This window comes from Allobosea sp. RAF48 (assembly GCF_052114025.1).
GTDB lineage: Bacteria > Pseudomonadota > Alphaproteobacteria > Rhizobiales > Beijerinckiaceae > Allobosea.
Genome location: NZ_JBFRDZ010000005.1, coordinates 195,429 through 221,535, shown reverse-complemented (window position 1 = coordinate 221,535; position 26,107 = coordinate 195,429). Strand labels below are relative to the sequence as shown.

Annotated in this window: 25 protein-coding genes; 16 read left to right on the top strand and 9 right to left on the bottom strand. The window is 66.8% G+C overall.

Features of this window, described 5'->3' with window-relative positions; all coding sequences use genetic code 11:
• Positions 1-4 precede the first annotated feature (4 nt).
• From nuoL to queA, 12 genes are all read left to right on the top strand, one after another.
• Positions 5-2,041 (top strand): NADH-quinone oxidoreductase subunit L, encoded by a 2,037-nt coding sequence (gene nuoL / locus AB4Z10_RS11920; protein ID WP_441470615.1) that lies wholly within the window; start codon positions 5-7, stop codon positions 2,039-2,041.
• A 4-nt stretch (positions 2,042-2,045) separates the two neighbouring features.
• Positions 2,046-3,560 (top strand): NADH-quinone oxidoreductase subunit M, encoded by a 1,515-nt coding sequence (locus AB4Z10_RS11915; RefSeq protein ID WP_441470614.1) that lies wholly within the window; start codon positions 2,046-2,048, stop codon positions 3,558-3,560.
• A 9-nt stretch (positions 3,561-3,569) separates the two neighbouring features.
• Positions 3,570-4,997 (top strand): NADH-quinone oxidoreductase subunit NuoN, encoded by a 1,428-nt coding sequence (gene nuoN / locus AB4Z10_RS11910; RefSeq protein ID WP_441470613.1) that lies wholly within the window; start codon positions 3,570-3,572, stop codon positions 4,995-4,997.
• An 11-nt stretch (positions 4,998-5,008) separates the two neighbouring features.
• On the top strand, positions 5,009-5,764 hold the full coding sequence (locus AB4Z10_RS11905) for a biotin--[acetyl-CoA-carboxylase] ligase (protein WP_441470612.1): 756 nt from the start codon (positions 5,009-5,011) through the stop codon (positions 5,762-5,764).
• 259 nt (positions 5,765-6,023) lie between these two features.
• Positions 6,024-7,694, top strand: a complete 1,671-nt coding sequence (locus AB4Z10_RS11900) for a ribonuclease J (RefSeq protein WP_441470611.1) — start codon at positions 6,024-6,026, stop codon at positions 7,692-7,694.
• 36 nt (positions 7,695-7,730) lie between these two features.
• Complete coding sequence (gene mce / locus AB4Z10_RS11895; protein ID WP_441470610.1) at positions 7,731-8,135, top strand: methylmalonyl-CoA epimerase; 405 nt, start codon at positions 7,731-7,733, stop codon at positions 8,133-8,135.
• Positions 8,136-8,140: 5 nt separating this feature from the next.
• A complete protein-coding gene (locus AB4Z10_RS11890) occupies positions 8,141-8,533 on the top strand; it encodes a RidA family protein (protein WP_441470609.1) in 393 nt (130 codons plus the stop codon).
• The gene (locus AB4Z10_RS11885; RefSeq protein ID WP_441470608.1) at positions 8,530-8,760 is read left to right on the top strand and encodes a DUF1467 family protein; all 231 of its coding nucleotides are present in this window, start codon (positions 8,530-8,532) and stop codon (positions 8,758-8,760) included. The genes AB4Z10_RS11890 and AB4Z10_RS11885 overlap by 4 nt, the downstream gene beginning before the upstream one ends.
• Positions 8,761-9,214: 454 nt before the next feature.
• Positions 9,215-9,763, top strand: coding sequence for a peptidylprolyl isomerase (locus tag AB4Z10_RS11880; protein WP_441470607.1), 549 nt, complete (start codon positions 9,215-9,217; stop codon positions 9,761-9,763).
• Positions 9,764-9,788: 25 nt separating this feature from the next.
• Positions 9,789-10,439, top strand: coding sequence for a hypothetical protein (locus AB4Z10_RS11875; protein ID WP_441470606.1), 651 nt, complete (start codon positions 9,789-9,791; stop codon positions 10,437-10,439).
• Positions 10,439-10,909: a peptidylprolyl isomerase gene (locus tag AB4Z10_RS11870; protein WP_291658294.1), complete on the top strand. Its 471-nt coding sequence runs from the start codon at positions 10,439-10,441 to the stop codon at positions 10,907-10,909. The genes AB4Z10_RS11875 and AB4Z10_RS11870 overlap by 1 nt, the downstream gene beginning before the upstream one ends.
• A 155-nt stretch (positions 10,910-11,064) precedes the next feature.
• Positions 11,065-12,150 (top strand): tRNA preQ1(34) S-adenosylmethionine ribosyltransferase-isomerase QueA, encoded by a 1,086-nt coding sequence (gene queA, locus AB4Z10_RS11865; protein ID WP_441470605.1) that lies wholly within the window; start codon positions 11,065-11,067, stop codon positions 12,148-12,150.
• A 24-nt stretch (positions 12,151-12,174) separates the two neighbouring features.
• Here queA and AB4Z10_RS11860 read toward each other — a convergent pair whose 3' ends face one another.
• Positions 12,175-13,200, bottom strand: a complete 1,026-nt coding sequence (locus tag AB4Z10_RS11860; protein ID WP_441470604.1) for a purine-nucleoside phosphorylase — start codon at positions 13,198-13,200, stop codon at positions 12,175-12,177.
• 192 nt (positions 13,201-13,392) lie between these two features.
• Here AB4Z10_RS11860 and AB4Z10_RS11855 point away from each other — a divergent pair, with 192 nt between their 5' ends.
• The 4 genes from AB4Z10_RS11855 to AB4Z10_RS11840 all read left to right on the top strand — a co-directional run bounded on the left by AB4Z10_RS11855 (position 13,393) and on the right by AB4Z10_RS11840 (position 17,044).
• The gene (locus AB4Z10_RS11855) at positions 13,393-14,055 is read left to right on the top strand and encodes a tetratricopeptide repeat protein (RefSeq protein WP_441470603.1); all 663 of its coding nucleotides are present in this window, start codon (positions 13,393-13,395) and stop codon (positions 14,053-14,055) included.
• Positions 14,056-14,137: 82 nt separating this feature from the next.
• Complete coding sequence (gene der, locus AB4Z10_RS11850) at positions 14,138-15,526, top strand: ribosome biogenesis GTPase Der (protein ID WP_441470602.1); 1,389 nt, start codon at positions 14,138-14,140, stop codon at positions 15,524-15,526.
• Positions 15,526-16,623 (top strand): NAD(P)/FAD-dependent oxidoreductase, encoded by a 1,098-nt coding sequence (locus tag AB4Z10_RS11845; protein WP_441470601.1) that lies wholly within the window; start codon positions 15,526-15,528, stop codon positions 16,621-16,623. Before der ends, AB4Z10_RS11845 begins: the two co-directional genes overlap by 1 nt.
• A 16-nt stretch (positions 16,624-16,639) precedes the next feature.
• Positions 16,640-17,044, top strand: coding sequence for an NUDIX hydrolase (locus tag AB4Z10_RS11840; RefSeq protein WP_441470600.1), 405 nt, complete (start codon positions 16,640-16,642; stop codon positions 17,042-17,044).
• A 10-nt stretch (positions 17,045-17,054) separates the two neighbouring features.
• Here the strand turns inward: AB4Z10_RS11840 and AB4Z10_RS11835 are convergent, their stop codons facing one another.
• From AB4Z10_RS11835 to AB4Z10_RS11800, 8 genes are all read right to left on the bottom strand, one after another.
• Entirely contained in the window at positions 17,055-17,795 is a 741-nt protein-coding gene (locus tag AB4Z10_RS11835) for an SDR family NAD(P)-dependent oxidoreductase (protein ID WP_441470599.1), read from the bottom strand.
• A 16-nt stretch (positions 17,796-17,811) separates the two neighbouring features.
• On the bottom strand, positions 17,812-19,284 hold the full coding sequence (purF, locus tag AB4Z10_RS11830; protein ID WP_441470598.1) for an amidophosphoribosyltransferase: 1,473 nt from the start codon (positions 19,282-19,284) through the stop codon (positions 17,812-17,814).
• Between the two features lie 40 nt (positions 19,285-19,324).
• The gene (locus AB4Z10_RS11825; protein WP_441470597.1) at positions 19,325-19,942 is read right to left on the bottom strand and encodes a CvpA family protein; all 618 of its coding nucleotides are present in this window, start codon (positions 19,940-19,942) and stop codon (positions 19,325-19,327) included.
• A 106-nt stretch (positions 19,943-20,048) separates the two neighbouring features.
• A complete protein-coding gene (gene radA, locus AB4Z10_RS11820; protein ID WP_441470596.1) occupies positions 20,049-21,449 on the bottom strand; it encodes a DNA repair protein RadA in 1,401 nt (466 codons plus the stop codon).
• Positions 21,450-21,612: 163 nt separating this feature from the next.
• Positions 21,613-22,740: an alanine racemase gene (gene alr, locus AB4Z10_RS11815; RefSeq protein WP_441470595.1), complete on the bottom strand. Its 1,128-nt coding sequence runs from the start codon at positions 22,738-22,740 to the stop codon at positions 21,613-21,615.
• Complete coding sequence (locus AB4Z10_RS11810) at positions 22,740-24,227, bottom strand: replicative DNA helicase (RefSeq protein WP_441470594.1); 1,488 nt, start codon at positions 24,225-24,227, stop codon at positions 22,740-22,742. The genes alr and AB4Z10_RS11810 overlap by 1 nt, the downstream gene beginning before the upstream one ends.
• A 220-nt stretch (positions 24,228-24,447) precedes the next feature.
• Positions 24,448-25,011, bottom strand: a complete 564-nt coding sequence (rplI, locus tag AB4Z10_RS11805) for a 50S ribosomal protein L9 (RefSeq protein WP_441470593.1) — start codon at positions 25,009-25,011, stop codon at positions 24,448-24,450.
• A 32-nt stretch (positions 25,012-25,043) separates the two neighbouring features.
• Positions 25,044-25,991 carry a DUF2232 domain-containing protein gene (locus AB4Z10_RS11800; RefSeq protein ID WP_441470592.1) on the bottom strand — a complete coding sequence of 316 codons (948 nt, stop codon included), beginning with the start codon at positions 25,989-25,991 and terminating at the stop codon, positions 25,044-25,046.
• Positions 25,992-26,107 lie beyond the last annotated feature (116 nt).

The window sequence follows — 26,107 nt, the reverse complement described above, 5'->3', positions numbered from 1 at the left end:
GGCCATGTATCACCTGATCGTCTTCCTCCCCCTGATCGGCTTCCTGATCGCCGGCCTCTTCGGCCGGCTGATCGGCGCGCGCGGCTCCGAGATCGTCACGACCTCGCTGCTCATCGTCTCGGCAATCCTGTCCTGGGTCGCCTTCGTCCAGGTCGGCTTCGGCTCCGCCACGACGCGGATCCAGGTCGCGAGCTGGATCTCCTCCGGCAGCCTCCAGGTCGACTGGGCCTTCCGCGTGGACACGCTGACCGTGGTGATGCTGGTCGTCGTCAACACGGTGTCCTCGCTCGTGCACCTGTACTCGATCGGCTACATGCACGAGGATCCGCACCGGCCGCGCTTCTTCGCCTATCTCTCGCTGTTCACCTTCGCGATGCTGATGCTGGTGACGGCGGATAATCTCGTCCAGATGTTCTTCGGCTGGGAGGGCGTCGGTCTCGCCTCCTATCTGCTGATCGGCTTCTGGTACCAGAAGCCCTCGGCCAATGCCGCGGCGATGAAGGCCTTCATCGTCAACCGCGTCGGCGATTTCGGCTTCTCGCTCGGCATGTTCCTGGTCTTCGTGCTGTTCGGCTCGGTCGCCTTCGACGCGATCTTCCCGCGCGCCGGCGAGTTCGTGAACCAGGGCTTCCGCTTCCTTGGCTATGACTGGAACGCGCTGACCCTGACCTGCCTGCTGCTGTTCGTCGGCGCGATGGGCAAGTCGGCCCAGTTCCTGCTCCACACCTGGCTGCCTGACGCGATGGAAGGCCCGACCCCGGTCTCGGCCCTCATCCATGCCGCGACCATGGTTACTGCCGGTGTCTTCATGGTGGCGCGCCTGTCGCCGCTCTTCGAGTATGCTCCCGTCGCGCTCACCGTCGTCGTCGTCATCGGCGCCACCACGGCCTTCTTCGCCGCGACGGTCGGCCTCGTGCAGAACGACATCAAGCGCGTCATCGCGTATTCGACCTGCTCGCAGCTCGGCTACATGTTCGTCGCGCTCGGCGTCGGCAATTACGGCGCCGGCATCTTCCACCTCTTCACCCACGCCTTCTTCAAGGCCCTGCTCTTCTTGGGCGCCGGCTCGGTCATCCACGCGATGCACCACGAGCAGGACATGCGCCGCATGGGCGGCCTGCGTAAGCACATCCCGCTGACCGCGGCGGCGATGACGATCGGCACCCTGGCGCTGACCGGCGTCGGTATCCCCGGGACGGTTTTCGGCTTCGCCGGCTTCTTCTCGAAGGATGCGATCATCGAGAGCGCTTATGCCTCGGTCGAGCATGGTGGCTTCGCCAGCTCCTATGCCTTCATCCTGCTGGTCGTCGCCGCCTGCATGACGTCCTTCTATTCCTGGCGGCTTTACTTCATGACCTTCGAGGGCGCGCCGCGCTGGGGCCACGGCCATGACTCGCATGGTCATGATGACCATGACCATGCCGCACACGGTCACAATGAGCACGCGCATGACGATCACGGCCACGGCCATGATCACACGCCGCATGAGAGCCCCTGGGTGATGCTGCTGCCACTCGCCCTGCTTTCGGTCGGCGCGATCTTCGCGGGCGTCGCCTTCAAGGAGTACTTCGTCGGTCACGACTTCGAGCATTTCTGGAAGTCGGCGCTGTTCATGGGCAAGGACAACCACATCCTGCACACCATGCACGAGGTGCCCAAGTGGGTCGTGGCATCACCGTTCGTGGCGATGCTGACCGGCTTCGTGCTCGCCTACTGGATGTATGTCCGCCGCCCGGACATTCCGGGCAAGCTCGCCGCTGCGAACCCTGCGCTGTACCAGTTCCTGCTGAACAAGTGGTACTTCGACGAGCTCTACGACTTCCTGTTCGTGCGCCCGGCGAAATGGCTCGGCCGCTTCCTCTGGAAGAAGGGCGATGGCCTGGTCATCGACGGCCTCGGACCGGACGGCATCTCGGCCCGCGTGGTCGATGTGACCAACCGGGTGGTCCGGCTGCAGACCGGCTATCTCTATCACTATGCCTTCGCGATGCTGATCGGCGTCGCTGGGCTGGTGACCTGGTATCTTGTGACCCGCGGGTGAGATGATGTCCTTCGGTTTCGGTATCCTCACCGGTCTTCTGGTCCTGCCGCTGGTCGGCGCTGCCTTCATCCTGGCGCAGCGTGGCGATCAGGCCTCGGTCGACTCCAACGCTCGCTGGGCGGCGCTGATCACGACGGTGCTGACCTTCGTGCTCGCCTGCGTCGCCTGGAGCCGCTTCGACACGGCCAACCCCGGCTTCCAGATGGTCGAGACCCATGGCTGGGTCTCTGATGCCATCAAGTTCAAGCTCGGCGTCGACGGCTTTTCCTTCCCCTTCATCGTGCTGACGGCGTTCCTGATGCCGTTCTGCATCCTCGCCTCCTGGACCTCGGTCGAGAAGCGGGTGGCAGAGTACATGGTCGCCTTCCTGATCCTGGAGACGCTGATGATCGGCGTCTTCGCGGCGCTCGACCTCGTGCTGTTCTACCTGTTCTTCGAAGCCGGCCTGATCCCGATGTTCCTGATCATCGGCATCTGGGGTGGCAAGCGGCGCGTCTACGCCTCCTACAAGTTCTTCCTCTACACCCTGCTCGGCTCGGTGCTGATGCTGCTGGCGGTGATGGCGATGTACTGGAACGCCGGTACGACCGACATTCCGGCGCTGCTCGCCCACAAGTTCCCGGCCGGCATGCAGACATGGCTGTGGCTCGCCTTCTTCGCCTCCTTCGCGGTGAAGATGCCGATGTGGCCGGTCCATACCTGGCTGCCCGACGCGCACGTCGAGGCGCCGACGGCCGGTTCCGTCATCCTGGCGGCGATCCTGCTGAAGATGGGCGGCTACGGCTTCATCCGCTTCTCGATCCCGATGTTCCCGGAGGCGTCGCATTATTTCGCGCCGCTGGTCTTCGCGCTGTCCGTCATCGCCATCGTCTACACCTCGCTGGTGGCGCTGATGCAGGAGGATATCAAGAAGCTGATCGCCTACTCTTCGGTGGCGCATATGGGCTTCGTCACCATGGGCCTCTTCACCCTGACGCCGCAGGGCATCCAGGGCGCGATGTTCCAGATGATGAGCCATGGCCTCGTCTCGGGCGCGCTCTTCCTCTGCGTCGGCGTGATCTACGACCGCATGCACACCCGCGAGATCGCTGCCTATGGCGGGCTGGTGAACCGCATGCCGCTCTATGCGGTGGTGTTCATGGTCTTCACCATGGCCAATGTCGGCCTGCCGGGCACCGCCGGTTTCGTCGGCGAGTTCCTGACGCTGGTCGGCGCCTTCCGCGCCAATCCCTGGGTTGCCTTCTTCGCGACCTCCGGCGTCATTCTCTCGGCCGCCTATGCGCTCTGGCTCTACCGCCGGGTCGTCTTCGGCGAGCTCGTCAAGCCGGAGCTCAAGGACATCAAGGACCTGAACGGCCGCGAGATCGCGATCTTGGTCCCGCTCGTCCTGCTGACGATCTGGTACGGCGTGCAGCCGCACACGATCCTCGACGCCTTCGCGGCGCCGACCGAAGCGCTCATCAAGAACTATCAGGCTGCGCTCACTGTCGCGAAGACGGCAGTGGCGGCCGTGCAGTAAGGTCTCGTCATGGCTCTGCCCGCTCTCGGCCCGGCCCTGCCGGAAATCATCCTCGCCGTCGGCGCCATCGCGATGGTGCTGATCGGCGCGATCCAGGGTGAGCGCGCGACGCGCCTGCTCGAAGGCCTCGCGCTCGTGCTGCTTGCGGTCGCGTTGGTGCTGGTCGTCTCGGCCGGCGGCAAGCTCCTGACCTTCAACAACGGCTTCATCGCCGACGGCTTCTCCCGCTTCATGAAGGTGCTGACGCTGATCGGCGCCGGCGCCACGATCCTTCTCTCCGCCGACACTCTGCGGCGCGAGGGGGCGATGCGCTTCGAATTCCCCATTCTCGTCGTGCTCGCCACCATCGGCATGATGATGATGATCTCGGCCAACGATCTCATCAGCCTCTATGTCGGCCTCGAGCTGCAGTCGCTGGCGCTTTATGTCGTCGCGGCGTTCGACCGCGACAATGCGAAGTCGACCGAGGCGGGCCTGAAGTACTTCGTGCTGGGCGCGCTCTCCTCCGGCATGCTGCTCTATGGCGCCTCGCTGGTCTACGGCTTCACCGGCACCGTCACCTTCTCCGGCATCGCTGCGGCGACGCAGGGCGGGCATGCCGGCATCGGCTTGATCTTCGGCATCGTCTTCATCGCCGCCGGCGTCGCCTTCAAGATCTCGGCCGTGCCGTTCCATATGTGGACGCCGGACGTCTATGAGGGCGCTCCGACCCCGGTCGCCGCCTTCTTCGCCTCGGCCCCCAAGATGGCCGCCATGGCGATGGTCGTCCGCATCTTCGTCGGCGCCTTCCCGGGCGCGATCCAGGACTGGCGCCAGATCATCGTCTTCATCTCGATCGCCTCGATGGCGCTCGGCGCCTTCGCCGCGATCGGCCAGCGCAATATCAAGCGCCTGCTCGCCTATTCCTCGATCGCGAATATGGGTTACGCGCTGGTCGGCCTTGCCGCCGGCACCCCCGGCGGCGTGCAGGGGGTGATGACCTATATGGCGATCTATCTCGCCACGACGCTCGCCGCCTTCGCCTGCGTGCTGATGATGCGCCGTGACGGCAAACTGGTCGAGGACATCTCGGAGCTTGCCGGCCTGTCCCGTACCAATCGCTGGATGGCGTTCGCGATGTCGATGATGATGTTCTCGCTCGCCGGCATCCCGCCGCTCGCCGGCTTCTGGGCGAAGTGGTACGTCTTCCTCGCCGCGATCGAGGCCAAGCTCTACGTGCTCGCCGTCGTCGGCGTGATCACCAGCGTCGTCGGTGCCTACTATTATCTGCGCCTCGTCAAGGTGATGTACTTCGACGATCCGAAGCCGGCCTTCGAGACTGCGGATTACGGTGTGCGCACCGTGCTGCTGTTCTCCACCATCTTCGTGCTGGTGCTTTCGCTCCTGCCGGCGCCGCTCTTCAATGCGGCAGAGGCAGCGGCGAAGTCGCTCTTCTGAGCCGAGGGCGCGTGCTCGGTGAGGCCGCCCGCGCCGCGGGCTACCGGCTGATCATTCGGGACGAGGTCGGCTCCACCATGGAGGAAGCTCGTCGCGCGCTCGATCAGGGCGAGCCGGGCAAGCTCTGGATCGTCGCCCGCAGCCAGAATGCGGGCAGAGGGCGGCACGGCCGGCAATGGGGTTCGCCCCCCGGAAATCTCTATGCGAGCCTGCTGCTGACCGACCCTTGCGAGCCGGCCCTGGCGCCGCAGCTCGGCTTCGTGGTGGGGCTCGCCCTGCACGATGCCGCCGCGAAACTGCTCGGCCCGGCCGCGTCGGGACTCAAGCTGAAATGGCCGAACGACCTGTTGCTCGACCGCGCCAAGACCTCGGGGCTGCTGCTCGAAGGCGAGAGCCGGGCAGGGCGGCTCAACGTCATCGTCGGCTGCGGGGTCAACATCGCCTCCTGCCCCTCCGACACGCCCTATCCCGCGACCTTCCTCAAGGCGGCGGCGCCGCAGGCCAATGTCGAGACGATGCTGACGGGGCTGAGCGATGCCTTCGCCCAGCGCTTCGCCATCTGGTCCCAGCCCGGTGGCTTCGGGCCGATCCGTGCCGCCTGGCTCGAGCGCGCCGCCTTTCTCGGCGAGGCCATCACCATCCGCCTGCCTGACGGTCCGCTGGCGGGGCGATTTGTCGGTCTCGACCCGACAGGGCGTCTCGAACTCGAAACGGAAGCCGGCCGGCGGGTCATCGATGCGGGCGATCTCTTCTTCGGAGCGGCCTGAGATGCGTGGGCGGCCATGCTGGCCTGCCGCGTCGCGACCATGCTAGAGGAATTCGTCGGTTCCACGCGGTCATCCCGGGCGGCCGAAGGACGACCCGGGATCCATGCCGGAACGCGAGCCGGAATCGCGCCGGCATGGATCCCGGGTCTCCGCTTCGCTTCGTCCGGGATGCACCGCGTATCCCGAAAGACCTCCCGGCAAGTCGGCATCGGCGCGCAATGATGCGCTGTTGGCGACTGCCATGCCTTCAGGATTGCCAGTGACCCGTTCCAGCGACCAGCTCGTTTTCGTTCCCCTCGGCGGCCTCGGCGAGATCGGCATGAACGCCGCTCTCTACGGCTTCGGGCCCGAGGGGAGACGCAAATGGATTCTGGTCGATTGCGGCCTGTCCTTCGCCGGCCCGGAAGCGCCGGGCGTCGATATCGTGCTGCCCGATCTGCGCTACATCATCGAGGAGCGGGCGAACCTCCTCGGCATCGTCATCACCCATGCCCATGAGGACCATATCGGCGCGCTCGCCGCGCTCTGGCCCAGCCTCCGCGCGCCGGTCTATTGCACGCGCTTCGCCGCCGGCCTTCTCGCGACGCGCCGGCTCTCCGAGCCGGGCGCGCCGAATGTCGAGATCAACGTCGTGCCGCAGGGCGGGCGCATCACGCTCGGGCCGTTCGACATCGAATACGTCCCCGTGGCCCACTCGATTCCCGAGTCGAACGCGCTCGCCATCCGCACCCCGGCCGGCCTCGTCGTCCATACCGGCGACTGGAAGATCGACCCGACGCCGCGCGTCGGCCTGCCAACTGATGAGAAGCGGCTGCGCGAGCTCGGCGAGGAGGGCGTGCTGGCCATCGTCTGCGACTCGACCAATGTGATGCGCGACGGCATCAGCCCGAGCGAGGCGGACGTTGCTGCCAAGCTCAAGGAGCTCGTGGCGTCGGCGCCCGGTCGCGTCGCAGTCACCACCTTCGCTTCCAACGTCGCCCGGCTGCGCGCCGTTGCTGAAGCCGCAATGGCTGCCGAGCGCGAGGTCGTGGTCGTCGGCCGCGCCATGGACCGCGTCATCGACGTCGCGCGCGAGTGTGGCTATCTCGATGGTATCCCCGCCTTCCGGCCGGTCGATGCCTATGGCTATCTGCCGCGCGACAAGGTCGTGGCGCTGCTGACCGGCAGCCAAGGCGAGCCGCGCGCCGCGCTCTCGCGCATTGCCGCGGACGACCATCCCGAGATCGCGCTCTCGCCGGGCGACCGCGTGATCTTCTCGTCGCGCACCATCCCCGGAAACGAAAAGTCGGTCGGCAACATCCTCAATGCGCTTGCGCGCGACAACATCGAGATCATCACGGACCGCACCCATCTCGTGCATGTCTCCGGCCATCCCCGCCGCGAGGAGATGGCCAGGCTCTATGGCTGGCTGAAGCCGCAGATCGCGATTCCCGCCCATGGCGAGGACCTGCATCTCGCCGAGCATGAGAGCTTCGCCCGCAGCCTCGGCGTGAAGCATGTGCTGCGCGCCGGCAATGGCGACGTCGTGGCGATCTCGGGCGAGGGCGCCCGAAAGGTCGATGAAGCCCCGCACGGCCGTCTCTATCAGGACGGCTCGCTGCTGGTGAACGCGCTGGAGAAGACGCTGCAGGAGCGCCGGCGGCTCTCCTTCGCGGGCATCGTCTCGATTGCGGTTGCGGTCGACGAGAAGGGCAGTATTGCGGGCGAGCCGGAGATCGCCGTGCTCGGCCTGCCGCCGCGCACCCGCGACGGCACCGATTTCGACGAATATGTCGCCGACACCGTCGGCGAGCTGCTCGACGGTATCCCCAAGGCCCGCCGCCGCGACCCGGAAGCCCTTCGCAACGCGCTGGAGCGCGGGGTGCGCAGTGCCGTGAACGAGGAGTGGGGCAAGAAGCCGCTGGTGCATGCGCTGGTGGTCGAGGTGTAGAACGGGCGCAGCACCGCCGGGCTGGAGAAGACGAAGATGATCGGACGCCTCAACCATGTCGCCATCGCGGTGAAGGACCTCGCGGCCGCGACGGCGCTCTATCGTGACACGCTGGGTGCGCGGGTGTCGCAGCCGCAGCCTGAGCCGGAGCACGGCGTCACCGTGGTCTTCGTCGAATTGCCGAACACCAAGATCGAGTTGCTGGAGCCGCTTGGCGCCGACTCCCCGATCGCGAAGTTCCTCGAGCGCAATGCCGACGGCGGCATCCACCACATCTGCTACGAGGTCGACGACATCCTCGCTGCGCGCGACCGGCTGAAGGCGCGGGGCGCGCGCGTTCTCGGCTCGGGTGAGCCGCGCATCGGCGCCCATGGCAAGCCCGTGCTCTTCCTGCATCCCAAGGATTTCCTCGGCACGCTGGTCGAACTGGAACAGGCCTGAACGTCATGTCCGAGATCGCTTTCGTCGGGGAGCCCGAGCCGGGCTCGCCACGTCCCTTCAGCGCGGCGACCGTTGCCGGCGGCATGATCTTCGTATCCGGCCATTCGGCGCCGCACGATCCCGCGCGCGGCATTCATCGCGGTGATACGCCGGCGGACGAAGTCCGCAACGCGCTCGGCCGCATCGCCGAAATTCTTGCGGAGACCGGCAGCGGGCTCGACCGCGTCGTGCAGATGACGATGCTGATCACCGATCCCGCCGACTATGCCGCCTGCAACGCCGAATATGTGAAGCATTTCCCGAACGGCCTGCCGGCACGCCACACCGCGCGCTTCGGCGTGCCGACCGAGGCCCGGGTGGCATTTTCCTGCATCGCTCTGGCCGGGAGGGGCGCATGAACGTCGTCGGCGGCCTCGCGCTCTACTTCGTGATCTGGTGGATCACGCTCTTCGCCGTTTTGCCTTTCGGCATCCGCAGCCAGCACGAGACAGGGGATGTCGTCGAAGGTACGGAGCCCGGCGCGCCGATCCTGCCGGGGCTGCTCAAGAAGGCCGCGGTCACCTCGGTCATCGCCGCGGTGATCTTCGCCGGTGTCTGGTATGTCTGGGTGACCTACGACATCTGAGCGCGGCGCCCTAGGTTGCGGGGCGTTTCCACCTGCAGCCGATCTGGGAAGGTTCGTCCGGCAGCTCGCCGGAGAGCCGGCAAAGAAAAAGGCAAGGCCAATGCCTTGCCTTGGGTAGTCTTTTTTACCGCAGCATCGGCGCGCGTCTAGTTGCGTGCGACTCGGATACTAGGCGGGCGTTTGTCCTCCCGAGACCTGGTCCGCAGCGCCCTGTCTAGCAAAGCGCTCCCAGCGGGAGATGGTCTAGCTGATTGTGACGGCTCTGTCATCAGTTTAGACAAATGCAGCCTGAAATTTTTGCAAGTTTGATCTCCATTGCACTTGTGCAGTGCAACAACGTTCTTTTCGCCGGTGCCCGCGGCCGTGCTCGCGAGGGAAGGGTGCCTTGTTCCGGTCAAAGGATATCGCTACCTACGGCCATCCGCCGGGCTCGCCGGTGGCCATGGAGATATTCATGCTGCGCAGCTCGCTCGCCGCCCTTGCAGTCGTCGCCTCGCTCGGTTTCGCCCAGGCCCAGAGCCCGAAGCCGGATCCGGAGAACACCGTCATCCTCGAGACCAAGGACGGGCCTGTGACGATCCGCCTGCGGCCGGATCTGGCGCCGAAGCATGTCGCCCAGATCAAGGCTCTGGTGAAGCGCGGCTTCTATGACGGCATAGTCTTCCACCGGGTCATCGACGGCTTCATGGCCCAGACCGGCGATCCGACCGGAACCGGCACCGGCAAGTCCGACCTGCCGAACCTGCCGGCCGAGTTCACCCCGACCCCCTACAAGGTCGGCTCCGTCGGCATGGCGCGCTCGCAGTCGCCGGATTCGGCGAATTCCCAGTTCTTCATCTGCTATGAGGGTTGCGGCCCGCTGACCGGCCAGTACACGCTCTTCGGCGAGGTCGTCTCCGGCATGGACGCCGTGCGCAAGATCAAGAAGGGCGCGCAGGGTAGCGGCCAGGTGACCGGCCCCGACAAGATCGTCCGCATGCGGATGGCCACCGACGCCAAGTGAGATGTAACCGGGGAGGGCTGGAACCATGCTGCGGACGGCCCTTTCAGGCATTCTCACTCTGCTGATCCTCGGCGGCGGCGCGGGCGCGCAGGATACGCGCGACCTCGGTCTGCCGCCTGCCTCCGGCTCGCAAAATCCCGTGCTGCCGCCGCCTTCCGGCTCCCAGAATCCGATCCTGCCGCCCCAGAGCGGCCAGCGCTACAACCCAGGCATCGGCGGGCCGTTCGGCGGCGACAACGACATTCCGGGCATGGAGCAGCGCCGCATAGGGGCACAGAGCCCGATGCGCCGCAACGGCGAAATCGGCCTGATCGGCTCGGTATCGCCCGAGACGCCGCGGGAAGAGGGGGGGACCGCCGACAAGCTGGCCGATATCGCGCCGGCCCTGCGGCGCTGCTGGAATCCGCCGCCCTTGCCGGGGGATCTCACTGGCGCGATGGTTTCGCTTCGCTTCAGCCTGCGCCGCGACGGCAGCCTCTTCGGGCAGCCGCGCGTGACCTGGGAGACGCGACGCGGCGATCCCGAGTTCCAGAGGCGCTTCAGCGATTCCGCCGTTGCCGCCATCCATTCCTGCACACCGATGAGGTTGTCGAAGGGCCTCGGAGCGAGTATCGCGGGGCGACCCTTCATCATCCGTTTCCACGGCCGTGTGCCGCCTAACGAAAGGCAGAGCTAATGTCGCTCGATCCCGAAAACACCCTCGTGATGGAAACCACCAAGGGCAAGGTGGTCATCAAGCTGCGCCCCGACCTCGCTCCCGGCCATGTCGAGCGCATCAAGCTGCTTGCCCGCGAGGGCTTTTATGACGGCATCGTCTTCCATCGCGTCATCGACGGCTTCATGGCCCAGGTCGGCTGCCCGCATGGCACCGGCACCGGCGGCTCGAGCTATCCGGACCTGAAGCAGGAGTTCAACGCCGAGCCGCATGTCCGCGGCATCTGCTCGATGGCTCGCGCGCAGAATCCGAACTCGGCCAACAGCCAGTTCTTCATCGTGTTCGACGACGCGCGCTTCCTGGACAAGCAGTACACGGTCTGGGGCGAGGTCGTGGAAGGCATGGACAATGTCGACAAGATCAAGCGCGGCGAGCCGGTGCGCGATCCCGATTCCATCGTCTCGATGAAGGTGATGGCCGACGCGGCCTGAGGACTTCGCTCAAGGCGAGCCCTCGTCCCGAGGAGCCGCGCTTGCGCGGCGTCTCGAAGGGCGGTTCCAGTACACACTGGCACATCCTTCGAGACACGAGCTCCGCTCGTTCCTCAGGATGAGGGCTCGCTGCTTTTGAAAGAGTCTTGCTGACGATGGATGTCGGTCTCTTCGACTTCGACCTGCCGGAAGATCGGATCGCGCTGAGGCCCGTTAGCCCGCGCGATGCGGCGCGGCTGCTCGTGGTGCGCCCGGATGCGCCCGAGCCGCTGGAGGATCGCGGCATTCGCGATCTCGTCTCGCTGCTCCAGCCCGGGGACGCGCTCGTCCTCAACGACACGCGCGTCATTCCCTCCCGCCTGCGCGGCCGGCGCTATCGCGGCGCCGATTCGGCCCGCATCGAGATCATGCTGCACAAGCGCGAGAGCGATGATCGCTGGCTCGCCTTCGCCCGGCCGGCCAAGAAGCTGGCGCTCGGCGAGACCGTGGTCTTCGATGCGGACGGGGCGAGCAATGCGTGCGAGCTCGGCCGCCTGCAGGCCGAGGTGATCGGCAAAAGCGAGGGGGGCGAGATCGAGCTGCGGTTCAGCCTGACCAGCGCCTATCTCGACGAAGCGATCGCGCGGCTCGGCGAATTGCCGTTGCCGCCCTATATCGCCGGCAAGCGCCCGACGGACAGCGCCGATGCCACAGACTACCAGACGAATTTCGCCCGCAACGACGGCGCCGTGGCAGCGCCGACCGCCGGGCTGCATTTCACGCCGAAGCTTCTGGCTGAATTGGAGGCGCGCGGCGTCTCACGCCATTTCGTTACGCTGCATGTCGGCGCCGGGACCTTCCTGCCGGTGAAGGCGGAGGATACCGACGAGCATCGCATGCATTCCGAATGGGGCACCGTTTCGGCCGAGACGGCGGCTGCCCTCAACGCCGTCAAGGCGAAGGGCGGGCGGATCGTCTGCGTCGGCACCACCTCGCTGCGCCTGATCGAGAGCGCGGCAGCGGAGGACGGAACCATCCGGCCTTTCTCGGGCGACACGGCGATCTTCATCACGCCTGGCTATCGCTTCCGGGCGGTCGACCTGCTGATGACGAACTTCCATCTGCCGCGCTCGACGCTGTTCATGCTCGTCTCCGCCTTCTGCGGGCTCGACATGATGAAGCGGGCCTATGCCCATGCGATCGCTGCGAATTATCGCTTCTATTCCTACGGGGACGGCAGCCTGCTCTTCCGGGCAGGCTGAGCGTCCCGGGCCCTTTGGCGGGCCTTATTTCGCCGGCACTCCGTTCTGCCATTCCGCCCAGTTGGCAGTGATGTGATCGACCACCCGCGAGCCGACAGCTTCGATATTGGCGACGGTCTCGGCAAAGCCGCCGGCGGTCTGGCCCGGTGCCGGGTCGAGATGCTGCAGCGTCGTCTCGTCGGGGTTGCCCTGGTCGAAATTGACCGCACCGCGCAGGCTCAGGATCCGGTCGGTGCCGAATTGGCGCTTGATCACCAGCGTGATCGCGGCGGCTTCCATCTCGGTGATGACATAGTCGTCGGCGCCGTAGAGCTTGGCCATGTACTGCGCTTCCTTCGACAGGCCCGGCCCGTGGAAGAAGGTGTCTCCGGTCATATGCGTGCCAACCGTCACGGACGGAGCAGCCTGCGCCCGCTTGTCGGGGTAGCGCATGCGATACTGCTTGGCCGAGTCGGAATCCTGCAGGTTGACGCCCGAGCTGAGCTTCACCGCCCAGTTGACGAGCGCCGGGTTGAGCTGGAAGACGCGGTAGCTCTCATAGCCCTTGCGCGGCATGAAGACGGGCTCGCCCGGCTTGCCTTCCTCCGGCGCCCAGCGATGGCCGAGGTCGTAGTCGACCAGCCAGCTGCCCCAGGAGACGTCGCCGATCGTGCCGCGCGAAGGCGGCGTGCCGGCAACGCCGCTGAGTACGAAATAGGTCTGGGAGAAGTCATAGGCCGGATCGAGCAGAATCGCCTGCATCGAGGACGAGGAATTGACCTTGCCCATGCCGAGCACCGCGCCGCAGACGCCGTCGTCGTTGCAGTAAATCGGCTTCAGCGCGCCTTTGACCGTGTGCGGCTGGCTCGCCTTCCAGTAACGCTCGTACCAGTGCTGGAATTCGCCCGCCCGGTCGCCCGTGTTCTCACCGATCTCGAACATGGCGCCGACGAAGACCTTGACCTTGATCGGCTGGGTTTGCGCCGCGGCGGGAAGCGCGAGCGAGCCGAATGCAAAGGCGGCAAGGGTCATGGCGGCGAGGCCGCTCCGTCTGGCGGTGATCTGATTCATGGGTCTCTCCACGGCCAAAACTGAAAGGGCCGTCCGGGTCGGGCGCAGCAAGCGCTGCGCCGCTTCTGCCATGGCGCGGGCAGGGGCGTCCATCGCGGCTTTGTCATAGGCGTGACGATCCGTTCGCTGAACCGGCTCGCCTTCGCCGCTCGAAAATGCTACCGGGCTCCCAACAGGGATTTTGACAGTCAAATGGCCGATATTTTTCGCGAGATCGATGAGGAAGTCCGGCGCGACAAGGCGGCGGAGCTTTGGAAGAAATATGGCTGGCTCATCACCGGCCTCGCAGTGCTGGCCGTAGTCGCGGTAGCAGGCTGGCAATTCTGGCTGCACCGCGAGAACCAGGCCTCGCAGGCCGTGGGCGCGCGCCTCGAAGCGGCCCTGAAATCCTCCCGAGACGGTGACAGCACGCAGGCCGAGACGATCCTGAAGGAACTCGCCAGCAGCGCGCCCGCCGGCTATCGCCTGATCGCGCGCTTCCGCCTTGCCGCCGAAACCGCCAAGGGCGATGCGGCTGCCGGCATTGCCGCCTTCGATGCGCTCGCCAACGACGCCACGCTGGACGCGACCTATCGCGACCTCGCCAAGCTGCGTGCCGGCATCCTGCGCGTCGATCTCTCGCCCTATGCGGAGGTCAAGACGACACTGGAGCCGCTGGCGAGCCCGCAGGGGGCCTGGCGCCATTCGGCCCGCGAATTCCTCGGCATCTCCGCGCTCAAGGCCAATCAATTCGACGAAGCCGGCCGCTGGTTCGATGCCGCGATCACCGATCCTCAGGCTCCGCAGGCGCTGCGCCAGCGCGTGGAACTGTATCTCGCTCTCGTCCGCGGCGGGCCCGTCACGGTGAAGAACTGAACCGGAGCCTGGCTCCCAACGCTTCCGTCACTCCGTTCCGGTCTTGCGGCCGCGCCGGAGTGACGATGGAATGTGAAGTCTGATGACAGCCATCGTCGCCCTCATCGGCCGGCCCAATGTCGGCAAGTCGACGCTGTTCAACCGGCTCGTCGGCAAGAAGCTCGCGCTGGTCGACGACCGGCCGGGCGTCACGCGCGATCGCCGCGAGGGCGATGCCACGCTCGGCCATCTGCGCTTCAAGGTCATCGATACGGCCGGCCTCGAGGAGGCGGACAAGGATTCGCTCGCCGGCCGCATGCGCGCCCAGACCGAGACCGCGATCGCCCAGGCCGATGTCGTGGTGTTCATGATCGATGCACGCCTCGGCCTGACGCCGATGGATCAGCCCTTTGCCGATCTGGTGCGTCGCTCCGGCAAGCCCGTGATCCTGCTCGCCAACAAGGCGGAGGGAAAGAAGGGCGCTGACGGCATCATCGACTCCTATTCGCTCGGCCTCGGCGACCCCGTGCCGTTCTCGGCCGAGCATGGCGAGGGCACGGCCGATCTGCTCGAAGCTCTGGTACCCTTCATCCCGGACGAGCCCGAGGAAGAAGAGGAAGACCCCTGGGCGGACGTTCCGGCGGAGGTTGCCGACGAGGACGACAATCCCGACCGGCCGCTACGCGTCACCATCATCGGCCGCCCCAATGCAGGCAAGTCGACTCTGGTCAACCGCATCATCGGCGAGGAGCGTCTGCTGACCGGCCCCGAGGCCGGCATTACCCGCGACACCATCTCGGTCGACTGGGAATGGCGCGGCCGCAAGGTCAAGCTCTTCGATACTGCCGGCATGCGCAAGCGCGCGCGCATCGAGGAGAAGCTTGAGAAGCTCTCCGTTGCGGATTCGCTGCGCGCCATCCGCTTCGCCGAAGTCGTGGTCGTGCTGCTCGACGCCACCATCCCCTTCGAGAAGCAGGACCTGACGCTGGTCGACCTGACGGAGCGCGAGGGCCGGGCCGTCGTCATCGGCCTCAACAAATGGGACCTCGTCGCCGACAAGCAGGGCCTGCTCGCCGAGCTCAAGGAGAAGGCCAATCATCTGCTCGCGCAGGTGCGTGGCGTGCCGATCGTGCCGCTTTCCGGCCTCGCCGGTGAGGGCATCGACCGGCTGATGCAGGCGGTGTTCTCGGCCTACGAGGTCTGGAACCGCCGCGTCTCGACCGCGCGCATCAACCGCTGGCTGGAAGGCGTGCTCTCGGCGCATCCGCCGCCGGCCGTGGCCGGGCGGCGCATCAAGATTCGTTACATGACGCAGGCCAAGGCGCGCCCGCCGACCTTCGCGCTGTTCGGCAACCAGCTCGAGCATCTGCCGATCTCCTATGTCCGCTATCTCGTGAACAACCTGCGGGAAGGCTTCGACCTGCCGGGCACGCCGATCCGGCTGCACCGGCGCGGTGGCCAGAATCCCTACGACAAGGAGCGCAAGGGCTGATGCGGATCGCGGTCGTCGGCGCCGGAATCGCCGGGCTTTCCACCGCCTGGTCGCTGAACAAGCGCGGGCATGACGTCACGCTCTTCGAGCAGGCGCCGCAGATCCCCAACCCCTACGCTGCCTCCGGCGACCAGCACCGCATCATCCGCCGTGCCTATGCCGGCGCAGACGGCTATGCCCGCACCATCAGCGAGGCGTTCGAGGCCTGGGAGGAGCTCTGGGCCGATCTCGGCACGCGCCATTACGCACCCTGCGGCACGCTTGGCGTCTCGCAGACACCGGATGACGAAGGCGACGCCTATCTGCAGGGGTTCGACCGAGTCGGCTCGCCCTATGAGCTCTACGAGCCGGCGGAAGCATCCCGGCGCTACCCCTTCCTCGACGCGGCAACGATCCGCTACGCCTACCTCAACCGGGAGGGCGGTGCGCTGTTTCCGGCCCGCATCGCGGCCGGGCTGGTGCGCCTGCTGCGCGAGCGCGGAGCCATGATTCGCGAGGGCGTGGAGGTTGCGGCCATCGATCCGGAGGCCGGCAAGCTGACCCTGGCCGATGGCGAGCAGGCGAGCTTCGACCGCGTCGTGGTGTCGGCCGGGGCCTGGGTGCTGAAGCTGCTGCCCGATCTGGCCGAGACCCTGACCACCTATCGCACCGCGGTGGTCTATCTCGACCCGCCGGAGGATCTGAAGGCAGCCTGGCAGGCGGCGCCGGTCATCGTCGATGTCGGCGGCACGATCGACGGTTACGTCCTGCCGCCGGTCGACGGAACCGGGCTCAAGTTCGGCGCCGGCATCCACAAGCGCCCGCGCCAGCCGGCCGAGGAGCGTGAGCCGCGCCTAGGCGAGGGCGAGATGCTGCGCGACTATTTCTCGCCGCCCTTCGCACGCATCGCCGAGTACCGGGTCGATCGCGTCGTGACCTGCGCCTACACCTTCACCGCGGACCGCAAGTTCCTCTCACGGCAGATCGGCCGGGTGACGGCTGTCTCGGCCTGCTCCGGCCATGGCTACAAGTTCGGAGCCTCGGTCGGCCGGCGTGTCGCGGCGGCGGTCGAGAGCGGCGATCAGGCCGGGCTGCTGCGCTGGCTCAGGGCCGAGTGAGCACGGCGGGGCGCGCATGCTCGAAACCGTGAGCGCGCTTTTCGTCGACCGGGACCGGAAGGTGCTGCTCGGGCTGCGCGCCGTCTGGAAGCAGGCCTGGCCCGGCCATTGGGACGCGATCGGTGGGCGCGTGGAGCCCGGAGAGGCGCTGGAGCGCGCTCTGATCCGCGAGTGTCGCGAGGAGGTCGGGCTGACGCCGACCCGCTATGAACTCGTGCTGTCGGAAGCCGAGCGCTTTCCCGAGCGCAATGGCGCGGCGCTGCACCACATCTACGTGGTCCGCGCCTGGGAAGGCGGCGAGGCTGCCAATCTCGTCGACGAGCATGACGAGATCCGCTGGTTCAGCCAGGAGGAAATGGCGGCTCTCCCGAACCTGACCATTCCCGACCTGATCACACTCGCGCGGGCCTCGCAGGGCTGACGCAGCCGGCTCAGGCCGGCAGCTGCGGGCTCAGCACCTTGCCCTGCGGGAAGTCGAAGATCTTGCCGCTCTCGGTCCAGTCCGGCGAGGCGAGCCTGACCAGATGCGGCGCCAGATCCTCCGGCGTCTTCAGCGTCATCGGGTCCTCGCCCGGCATCGCCTCGGCGCGCATGCGGGTGCGCAGCGGCCCCGGATTGACCAGCATGACCTTGACCGGCGTCGTTGCCGTCTCGGCAGCGTAGGTGCGCCCCAGCGCTTCCACCGCGGCCTTGGAAATCGAGTACGGCCCCCAATAGGCCGTGCACTTATGCGCAGCGCCGGACGACATCAGCAGGACACGGCCTGCATCCGAGGCGCGGAGCGCCGGATCGAGCGACTTGATCAGCCGCCAGTTGGCGGTGACGTTGGTGTCGAGCACCTTGGCCCAGTCCTTCTCGGTCGCGTGGCCGAGCGGGGTGAGAGGGCCGAGGATGCCGGCGTTCGCCAGCAGGATGTCGAGCTTGCCCCAACGCTCCAGCAGGGCTGGGCCGAGCTTTTCCAGCCCCGTGGCGTCGCTGAGGTCGAGCGGTACGAGCGTGGCGGTTCCGCCGATCTCGCGAATCTCGTCGTCGAGCTCCTCCAGGGCGCCGGCCGTACGGGAGAGCGCGACGACATGGGCGCCGGCCCGCGCGAAGGCGAGCGCGGCGGCGCGGCCGATGCCGCGCGAGGCGCCGGTGACGAGCGCGAGGCGCCCCTCGAGAGGCTTGGTCATATCGGCTTCCGGTGGCTCAGCCGGCTTCGGCCAGCAGGGAGATCTGCTGCTTGGCGCTCTCGCCGATCACGTCGGTCAGTGAGGTCGGGTAGTCGCCGGTGAAGCAGTGGTCGGTGAATTGCGGCCGCGCGGGGTCGCGCCCTTCATGGCCCATGGCGCGGTAGAGCCCGTTCACCGAGATGAAGGCCAGCGAATCCGCGCCGACGAACTGCCGCATTTCCTCCAGCGAATGCGTGGCGGCGAGCAGCTTCTCGCGGTCGGGCGTGTCGATGCCGTAGTAGTCGGGATGGGTGATCGGCGGCGAGGAGATGCGGAAATGCACCTCGCGGGCACCGGCCTCCCGCATCATCTTCACGATCTTGAAGGAGGTCGTGCCGCGCACGATCGAATCGTCGACCAGCACGACGCGCTTGCCCTCGACGACCGAGCGGTTGGCCGAGTGCTTCAGCTTGACGCCGAGTTCGCGGACTTTCTGCGTCGGCTCGATGAAGGTGCGGCCGACATAGTGGTTGCGGATGATGCCGAGCTCGAAGGGGATGCCGCTCGCCTGCGAATAGCCGAGCGCTGCCGGCACGCCGGAATCCGGCACGGGCACGATGACATCGGCATCGGCTGGCGATTCCTGCGCCAGCACCGCGCCCATTGCCTTGCGGCGCTCATAGATGCTGCGGCCCTTCACGATGGAATCGGGGCGGGCGAAGTAGATGTACTCGAAAATGCAGGGCCGCTCGGGCACCGGCGGGAAGGGCTTGTGGCTCTCGATACCGCTCTCGGAGATGATCACGACCTCGCCGTTCTCGACCTCGCGGATGAACTTGGCGCCGATGATGTCGAGCGCGCAGGTCTCCGAGGTCAGGATCGGGCAGCCGTCGAGCTCGCCCAGCACGAGCGGGCGGATGCCGAGCGGATCGCGTGCGCCGATCAGCTTCTTGTTGGTGATGCCGACGAAGGCATAGGCGCCCTCGATCTGGCGGATCGCCTCGATGAAGCGGTCGACGAATTGCTGCTTGCGGCTGCGGGCGACGAGATGGAGGAGGACCTCGGTGTCGGAGGTCGACTGATAGATCGCGCCGTCGCGGACTAGATTGCGCCGCAGTGTCAGGCCGTTGGTGAGGTTGCCGTTATGCGCCACGGCGAAACCGCCGCCATGCAGCTCGGAGAAGAGCGGCTGGACGTTGCGCAGAATGGTCTCGCCCGTCGTCGAATAGCGGACGTGGCCGATGGCCTGCTTGCCCTTGAGCTTGTCGATGACGCTCGCTTCCGAGAAGGCGTCGCCGACGAGACCGAGGCGGCGCTCGGAATGGAAGCGGTTGCCGTCGAAGGAGACGATGCCCGCCGCCTCCTGGCCGCGATGCTGGAGCGCGTGCAGGCCGAGCGCGGTCAGCGCCGCCGCGTCGGAGTGGCCGAAAATGCCGAAGACGCCGCATTCCTCCCGCAGCCGGTCGGCATTGGGGTCGAAGGCGGTCTCAGTCTCGGTCTGCGAGATCATGGCGAGCTCCACGCGTGGGGACGGTGACTCTACGCGTCAATTAGGGACGGGTTGGGGCGGGTGCAACCGGTGCCGGCGCCGCCGGGCTACGCGGTTCCTCCGCCGGGGCCTCGGTGGTTTCCTCCGGCTTCTGCTTTTTCAGCAGATTCTTGATGAAATCGGCATTCACATCCTGCGGCAGCATCGCGAGCAGCGAGCGCCCGGTCTCCTCCAGCACAGGCTTGGCCTTGGCGTCCTTGGCCCAGGTCGGCATCTTCTCGTTGCCGACCAGCCCGGTGAAGAAGAGATAGCCGATCACCGCCAGCAGCAGGCCGCGCGCGGCGCCGAAGACGAAGCCGAGCGTGCGGTCGAGCGCGCCGATGCGCGAGTCGAGCACGAAGTCGGAAATCTTGGCCGTCACGATCGAGACGACGATCAGCGTGGCGAGGAACAGCGCGGCGATCGAGGCGACGAGGGCGATGGTGTCCTGCGCCGAGCTTGCCGGGATGTATTGCTTCACGAAGGGCAGGAGCTGCGGGTGGAACACCCAGGCGACCGCTGCGGCGGCGATCCAGGAGGCGATCGCAAGCACTTCGCGCGTAAAGCCGCGGACGGCAGCGAGCAAAGCCGAGATCAGAACCACGCCGATGACGACGAGATCGAGAATGGTTACAGGCATGGGAGGGCCGCTTTGCTGTGGTCTGGTGCCGGCCGGCCGCAAATAGAGTGACCGTTTCGGCTTTGCTATACGCGTTCCCGCCGTCTGCGTCACCCTTTCGGGGAAGTCATTTCACATCTCTGCGAGGTGCGCGCGCGGCAATATCGGCAACGAGTTCCGTGACATGGCCGAAACGGCGCAGATTGAGCCCGCCGCCATCGCCGTGATCAGCTCCACCGGCAGGCATCAGCGCGGCCTCGAAGCCGAGTTTGGCGGCCTCTCGCAGGCGGGCCGGCGTGACCGAAACCGGCCGAATCGCGCCCGAGAGTGCGATCTCGCCGAAATAAACTCCGTGAGGCGGCAGGGTCGCGCCGCTGAGCGATGACACCAGCGCCGCGGCGACCGCGACATCGGCCGCCGGCTCGTTGACGCGCAGGCCGCCGGCGACGTTGAGGTAGACGTCGTGCTGCCCGAGCCGCAGGCCGCCATGCGTTTCGAGCACGGCCAGCACCATGGCGAGACGGCTGTTCTCCCAGCCGACCACGGCGCGCCGCGGCGTGCCGAGCGCCGTCGGCGCGACCAGCGCCTGGATCTCGACCAGGACCGGCCGCGTTCCTTCGATGCCGGCGAAGACCGCCGCACCCGGCGCCGGCTGGTCGCGTCCGGAGAGGAAAAGCGCCGAGGGATTGGTGACCTCCGACAGTCCCTTGCCGGTCATCTCGAAGACGCCGATCTCGTCGGTCGGACCGAAGCGGTTCTTCTGGCCGCGCAGAACGCGGAAAGCATGGGCGCCTTCGCCCTCGAAGGAGAGCACGGCATCGACCATGTGTTCGACCACGCGTGGGCCGGCGATCTGGCCGTCCTTGGTGACGTGGCCGACGAGAATCAGGCAGACGCCGCTGGTTTTGGCATAGCGGATCAGCGCCTGCGCCGAGCCGCGCACCTGCGTCACCGTGCCCGGCGCGCTCTCGACCTCGCCCGACCACATGGTCTGGATCGAGTCGATCACCACGAGGGCAGGGCGCTGGCCCTGGCCGAGCGTCGCGACGATGTCCTCGACATTGGTCTCGGCCGCGAGCTCGACCGGCGCCTCCGCCAGCCCCATGCGCTCGGCGCGCAACCGGACCTGGCCGGTCGATTCCTCGCCCGAGACATAGACGACGCGCCTGCCGGAATTGGCGAGCGCGGCGCAGGCCTGCATCAGCAGGGTCGACTTGCCGATGCCGGGATCGCCGCCAATCAGCAGCACCGAGCCCGGCACGAAGCCGCCGCCGGTGACGCGGTCGAGTTCGCCGATACCGGAGATGATGCGCGGGGCATCCTGCGTCTCGCCCTTCAGCGTCTCCAGCGCGAAGACACGGCCGCGCGCCCGCCCGTTCGAGGACGGCCTTCCGCCGCCCGGGACGGGTGCAACCTGCACATCTTCGACCAGCGAGGACCATGTCCCGCAGGCGTCGCATTTGCCCTGCCAGCGGTGATAGACCGCGCCACAGGCTTGGCAATGGTAGGTCGGACCGCGCTTGGCCATCAGCCGGGGAGCCGCGGTTGGCAAGGCGCGAATGTCATTGCAGCCGCGTCATGCTCGGGCTTGACCCGAGCATCTCCTTCCGAAGACGGCGCTGCTGCCTTCGCGTCATGCGATTCTCGGGTCTGCGCTGCGCTTCGCCCGAGAATGACGGCGTGACTCACGGTCAAAGCCCCACATAGCGGCGCTCGTAGCGCCGGCCGAGGCTGGTCAGGACCTCGTAGCCGATCGTCTTGGCGCCGGCGCCTACGGCTTCGAGGTCGAGCGGGCCGCCGATCAGCGTCACGCTCGCCCCGCGCTGGGCCGCGCCTGCCGGAGCCTCGCTGACGTCGATGATGATCAGGTCCATCGAGACCGTGCCGACGAAGGGGCAGAGGACGCCATCCAGCAGCGCCGAGCCGCCGGTCGTGGCGTCGGTCCAGCTGCCGTTGCGGGGATAGCCGTCGGCATAGCCGAGGTTGATCGTTGCAAGTTTGCGCTTGCCCTTGGCGGTCCAGCGGCCGTTATAGCCGACCTGCGTGCCGCCCTCGACCTCGCGGATCTGGATGATCCGCGCTTCCAGCCCGATGACGGGCCGCATCGGGTTCGGCTTTCCGGGCGTCGGGTTGCCGCCATAGAGCGCATAGCCCGGCCGGGTCAGCTGATAGGACGGGCAGTCTTCGAGGAAGTGACCCGAGGAGTTCTTGAGCGAGGCCGGAACATCGGGGAGCGCGGCCGCGATCTCCGCGAAGGCCGCGATCTGGCGGGCATTGGCCGGATCGGTCTTGTCCTCCGACGAAGCGAAATGACTCATCACCAGACCGATATCTGCCGCTGCGATCACGCCGGATTTCTCGCGGGCGAGATTGAGCCCTTCGCCGGGCCAGAGCCCGAGCCGGTTCATCGCGGTGTCGACATGCAGCGCAGCGGGGCGTGTCCTGGCGCCGGTCTGTCGGAACGAGGCCCATTCCAGCAGTTCCTCATGCGAGCCGAGGACGGGCGAGAGCGCATGCTCGGCATAGGCGCCGCAGGTTCCGGGCAGCAGTCCGTTCAGCACATAGATCGCCGCCTCGGGCGCAACCTTGCGGGCACGAATGCCCTCGGAGAGATGCGCGACGAAGAAACTGTTGCAGCTGGCCTTCGCCAGCGCGGTCACGACCGGCTCGATGCCGAGGCCATAGGCGTCTGCCTTGACGACGGCGCCAGCCTCGGTGCGGGCGCGCTCGCCGAGAAGACGCCAGTTCGAGACCAGCGCGTCGAGATCGATCGTCAGCGTTGCGCCATAGGCGCCGGAATCATGGGAATCGACTGTCATCATTCGCGGTCCGGAAGGCGCAGATCGTCGGCGCGGTCGGAGAAGCGCGTCACATCGGCGTCGAACTGCAAAGCCACGGCGCCGGTCGGGCCATGGCGCTGCTTGCCGATGATCAGCTCGGCGACGCCGTGCATGGCCTCCATCTCGATCTGCCACTTGTTGTGTTCTTCGGTGCCGGGGCGCGGCTCCTTGCCCTTGAGGTAGTATTCCTCGCGGTAGACGAACATCACCACGTCGGCGTCCTGCTCGATCGAGCCGGATTCGCGAAGGTCCGAGAGCTGCGGGCGCTTGTCGTCGCGGCTCTCGACCTGACGTGAGAGCTGGGAAAGCGCGATGATCGGGACGTTCAGTTCCTTTGCCAGCGCCTTCAGGCTGGTGGTGATCTCGGTCAGCTCCTGCACGCGGTTCTGCCCGCTCTTGGCCGAGCCGGAAAGGAGCTGGAGATAGTCGATAAAGAGGACGTCGAGCCCCTTCTGGCGCTTGAGCCGCCGGGCGCGCGCCATCAGCTGTGCGATCGAAATGCCGCCGGTCTGGTCGATATAGAGCGGCAGCTTCTCGATCTGCGCGGCGACGTCGGTGAGCCGGGCGAAATCGCCCTCGGTGATGCGGCCTTGCCTGATCTTGTAGGACGAGATGCTGGATTGCTCGGCGACGATACGCGTCGCGAGCTGATCCGCCGACATTTCGAGCGAGAAGAAGCCGACGATGCCGCCGTCGACGCTCTTGATCGTGCCGTCTTCCTGCCGCTCGCCGCGCCAGGCCTTGGCGATGTTGAAGGCGATGTTGGTGGCGAGCGAGGTCTTGCCCATGGCGGGGCGGCCGGCGAGCACGAGCAGGTCGGAGCGCTGCAGGCCGCCCATGCGCTGGTCGACGTCGCGCAGGCCGGTGGAGATGCCGGAGAGGCCGCCGGCGCGCTGATAGGCGCTCGCCGCCATATCGATGGCGAGGCGAAGCGCGCCGTCGAATTTCTGGAAGCCGCCTTCGTAGCGGCCCTTTTCCGCCAATTCGTAGAGCTTGCGCTCGGCTTCCTCGATCTGCTCACGCGGCGGCATCTCGACCGGCGCGTCATAGGCGACGTTGACGAGGTCCTCGCCGACGCCGATGAGCTGCCGGCGCACGGCCAGATCGTAGATCGTGCGGCCGTAGTCGCCGGCATTGATGACGGTCGTCGCTTCGGCAGCGAGGCGGGCGAGATACTGGCTCGGCGTGATCTCGCCGAGGTCGAGGTCGTTGACGAAGGTCTTGAGCGTGATCGGGGTCGCGATCTTGCCGGCCCGAATCAGGCTCGCCACCAGCTCGAAGACGCGCTGGTGGATCGGCTCGAAGAAATGGTCCGGCAGCAGGAAGTCGGAGACGCGATAGAAGGCGTCGTTGTTGACCAGGATCGCGCCCAGCAGCGCCTGCTCGGCCTCGATGTTGTGAGGCTGGACGCGAAAATCCGGCTCGCGGTTTTCGAGGCGGGTGACGAGGGCTGTCGCGGAGGCCATGGCTGCCTTGATAGGTAAGGGCGGGCTTACGGTTCAAGCCGACATTCGGCCGCGGTACACGGAACGCAAGGCGGCTGCTGAGTCGGAAGATATCTAGATTAGCACCCCGACAGCTCCTGCCAGTAGGACGCTGCGCGATCCACGCCTTTGCACAGGCCACAGAACGAAAAAGGCGCCGTGTTGCCACGGCGCCCTTGACTCAGCCCGGAGGCGATTTGGCTCAGCGGTCGTCGTCGCCGGCCTCGGCCAGCGCCGCGCCGACCTCGAGGCCGAGATCGTCGAGATCGAACTCCTCGCGGGCGGTGACGTTCTCGCCGGCGGCCTGACGGTCGGCTTCCTGAGCCGAGCGGGCGACGTTGACGGTGATCGTGACCGCGACTTCCGGGTGCAGCACGACCGGGACAGTGTGCAGGCCCAGCGTCTTGATCGGGGTGTTCAGCGTCACCTGGCCGCGCGAGACGTGGAAGCCGTCCTTGGTCAGCGCCTCGGCGATGTCACGGGTCGAGACCGAACCGTAGAGCACGCCGGACTCGCCGGACTGGCGCAGGATGGTAACGCTCTGGCCGTTCAGGCGCTCGGCGACCGAATCGGCCTCCGACTTGAGCTCGAGGTTGCGGGTCTCGAGCTCGAGCTTCTGGCTCTCGAAGCGCTTCTTGTTGTCCTCGGTGGCGCGCAGCGCCTTGCCGCGGGCGAGCAGGTAGTTGCGGCCGAAGCCGTCGCGGACGCGGACGACGTCGCCCATCTGGCCAAGCTTGGCGACGCGCTCGAGCAGGATCACTTCCATGGGTCTTCTCCTTGATGTCTTAAGTCTGGGTTTCAGGAACGGGTAGGCGGAGGCGGCAGCGCGGCCCGTCTGCGCAGGCCGAAAAGCGTATCGACGAGGCCGACGAGCGCGAGCAGCGGCGTCAGCACGGCCTGCATCACGATGAGCGCGACATAGACCGAGACCAGCATCGGCAGCCGCCAGGGGCGGCCGCGCGAGATGTCGTGCAGCAGGCAAAGCCCGCTGAACATGAAGGCGGCGAACAGCGCGCCGACCAGGGCGGTCGCGGCGACACCGATGAAGCCGCCCATCGCCGCAACCACGGCAGCGCCGGCCAGGAGCAGCAGCGCCTGGCGCGGCAGGGAGGCCGACGGAATGAAGGGCCAGGGACGCGGCAGCCGGTGGGACATCTTCACGGTGCGCGCCGCGAGCCAGAGATTGGCGGTGATGGTGGTGACGAAGGAGGCGCCGATGCCGAGCGGCACGGCCGGCGCGAGGCTTTGCGCGAGCTCCTTCACCTGGATGTCGGCGGGCAGCGCGACAATCTTTCCGCGCACCATCTCGTTCAGCAGGTTCTCGATCATCCGCGCGATGACCGACCGATAGGTCTCGTAGTCGGTGGTCATCACGAGCGCGCTGCCGACGGTGGCGATCGCGGCGGTGGCGGCGATCCAGAGCAGCAGGTTGCCGAGGGGATACCACTCGACCCCGCCCTGGGCGTCGCCGCGGGCGAGCAAGGCGAGATAGGCGATCCACCAGGCCGGCAGGCCGATGATCAGGGCGAAGGCGATGCCGCCCGTCGGTGCGAGCGCGACTGCGACGGCGAGCGCGCCGGCAGCCGTGGCGAACAGTCCGGAACGGTGGTTCCAGCCGAGCGAAGCGATGAAGATCGGGAGGGGGGCGGCTGAATACAGCAACGCCGCCAGCGGCGATCCGGTGATCACCACTGAAAAAAGCAGGGCCGAAACGAGGCCCGCGCCGATGCCGACAATCGGAATCATGCGTCCGTCCTGCTGTCCCGCTGCTCGCAAGCCTTCCGGCTCGGCAGGGTGAGAGGCGCTCGGGCCTCAACGAACCCGGTGGAGTTTCACCGCCAGGCGACTGGTTGATCTTGAAA

Coding starts and splice junctions, on each gene's coding strand:
- AB4Z10_RS11880 (WP_441470607.1), top strand. CDS start 9,215: ATGCTGCGCAGCTCGCTCGCCGCCCTTGCAGTCGTCGCCTCGCTCGGT.
- AB4Z10_RS11845 (WP_441470601.1), top strand. CDS start 15,526: ATGCGGATCGCGGTCGTCGGCGCCGGAATCGCCGGGCTTTCCACCGCC.
- AB4Z10_RS11855 (WP_441470603.1), top strand. CDS start 13,393: ATGGCCGATATTTTTCGCGAGATCGATGAGGAAGTCCGGCGCGACAAG.
- nuoN (WP_441470613.1), top strand. CDS start 3,570: ATGGCTCTGCCCGCTCTCGGCCCGGCCCTGCCGGAAATCATCCTCGCC.
- AB4Z10_RS11915 (WP_441470614.1), top strand. CDS start 2,046: ATGTCCTTCGGTTTCGGTATCCTCACCGGTCTTCTGGTCCTGCCGCTG.
- AB4Z10_RS11825 (WP_441470597.1), bottom strand. CDS start 19,942: ATGCCTGTAACCATTCTCGATCTCGTCGTCATCGGCGTGGTTCTGATC.
- purF (WP_441470598.1), bottom strand. CDS start 19,284: ATGATCTCGCAGACCGAGACTGAGACCGCCTTCGACCCCAATGCCGAC.
- queA (WP_441470605.1), top strand. CDS start 11,065: ATGGATGTCGGTCTCTTCGACTTCGACCTGCCGGAAGATCGGATCGCG.
- nuoL (WP_441470615.1), top strand. CDS start 5: ATGTATCACCTGATCGTCTTCCTCCCCCTGATCGGCTTCCTGATCGCC.
- radA (WP_441470596.1), bottom strand. CDS start 21,449: ATGGCCAAGCGCGGTCCGACCTACCATTGCCAAGCCTGTGGCGCGGTC.
- AB4Z10_RS11870 (WP_291658294.1), top strand. CDS start 10,439: ATGTCGCTCGATCCCGAAAACACCCTCGTGATGGAAACCACCAAGGGC.
- AB4Z10_RS11810 (WP_441470594.1), bottom strand. CDS start 24,227: ATGGCCTCCGCGACAGCCCTCGTCACCCGCCTCGAAAACCGCGAGCCG.
- AB4Z10_RS11840 (WP_441470600.1), top strand. CDS start 16,640: ATGCTCGAAACCGTGAGCGCGCTTTTCGTCGACCGGGACCGGAAGGTG.
- AB4Z10_RS11835 (WP_441470599.1), bottom strand. CDS start 17,795: ATGACCAAGCCTCTCGAGGGGCGCCTCGCGCTCGTCACCGGCGCCTCG.
- AB4Z10_RS11860 (WP_441470604.1), bottom strand. CDS start 13,200: ATGAATCAGATCACCGCCAGACGGAGCGGCCTCGCCGCCATGACCCTT.
- AB4Z10_RS11875 (WP_441470606.1), top strand. CDS start 9,789: ATGCTGCGGACGGCCCTTTCAGGCATTCTCACTCTGCTGATCCTCGGC.
- AB4Z10_RS11800 (WP_441470592.1), bottom strand. CDS start 25,991: ATGATTCCGATTGTCGGCATCGGCGCGGGCCTCGTTTCGGCCCTGCTT.
- AB4Z10_RS11885 (WP_441470608.1), top strand. CDS start 8,530: ATGAACGTCGTCGGCGGCCTCGCGCTCTACTTCGTGATCTGGTGGATC.
- AB4Z10_RS11890 (WP_441470609.1), top strand. CDS start 8,141: ATGTCCGAGATCGCTTTCGTCGGGGAGCCCGAGCCGGGCTCGCCACGT.
- rplI (WP_441470593.1), bottom strand. CDS start 25,011: ATGGAAGTGATCCTGCTCGAGCGCGTCGCCAAGCTTGGCCAGATGGGC.
- der (WP_441470602.1), top strand. CDS start 14,138: ATGACAGCCATCGTCGCCCTCATCGGCCGGCCCAATGTCGGCAAGTCG.
- mce (WP_441470610.1), top strand. CDS start 7,731: ATGATCGGACGCCTCAACCATGTCGCCATCGCGGTGAAGGACCTCGCG.
- alr (WP_441470595.1), bottom strand. CDS start 22,740: ATGACAGTCGATTCCCATGATTCCGGCGCCTATGGCGCAACGCTGACG.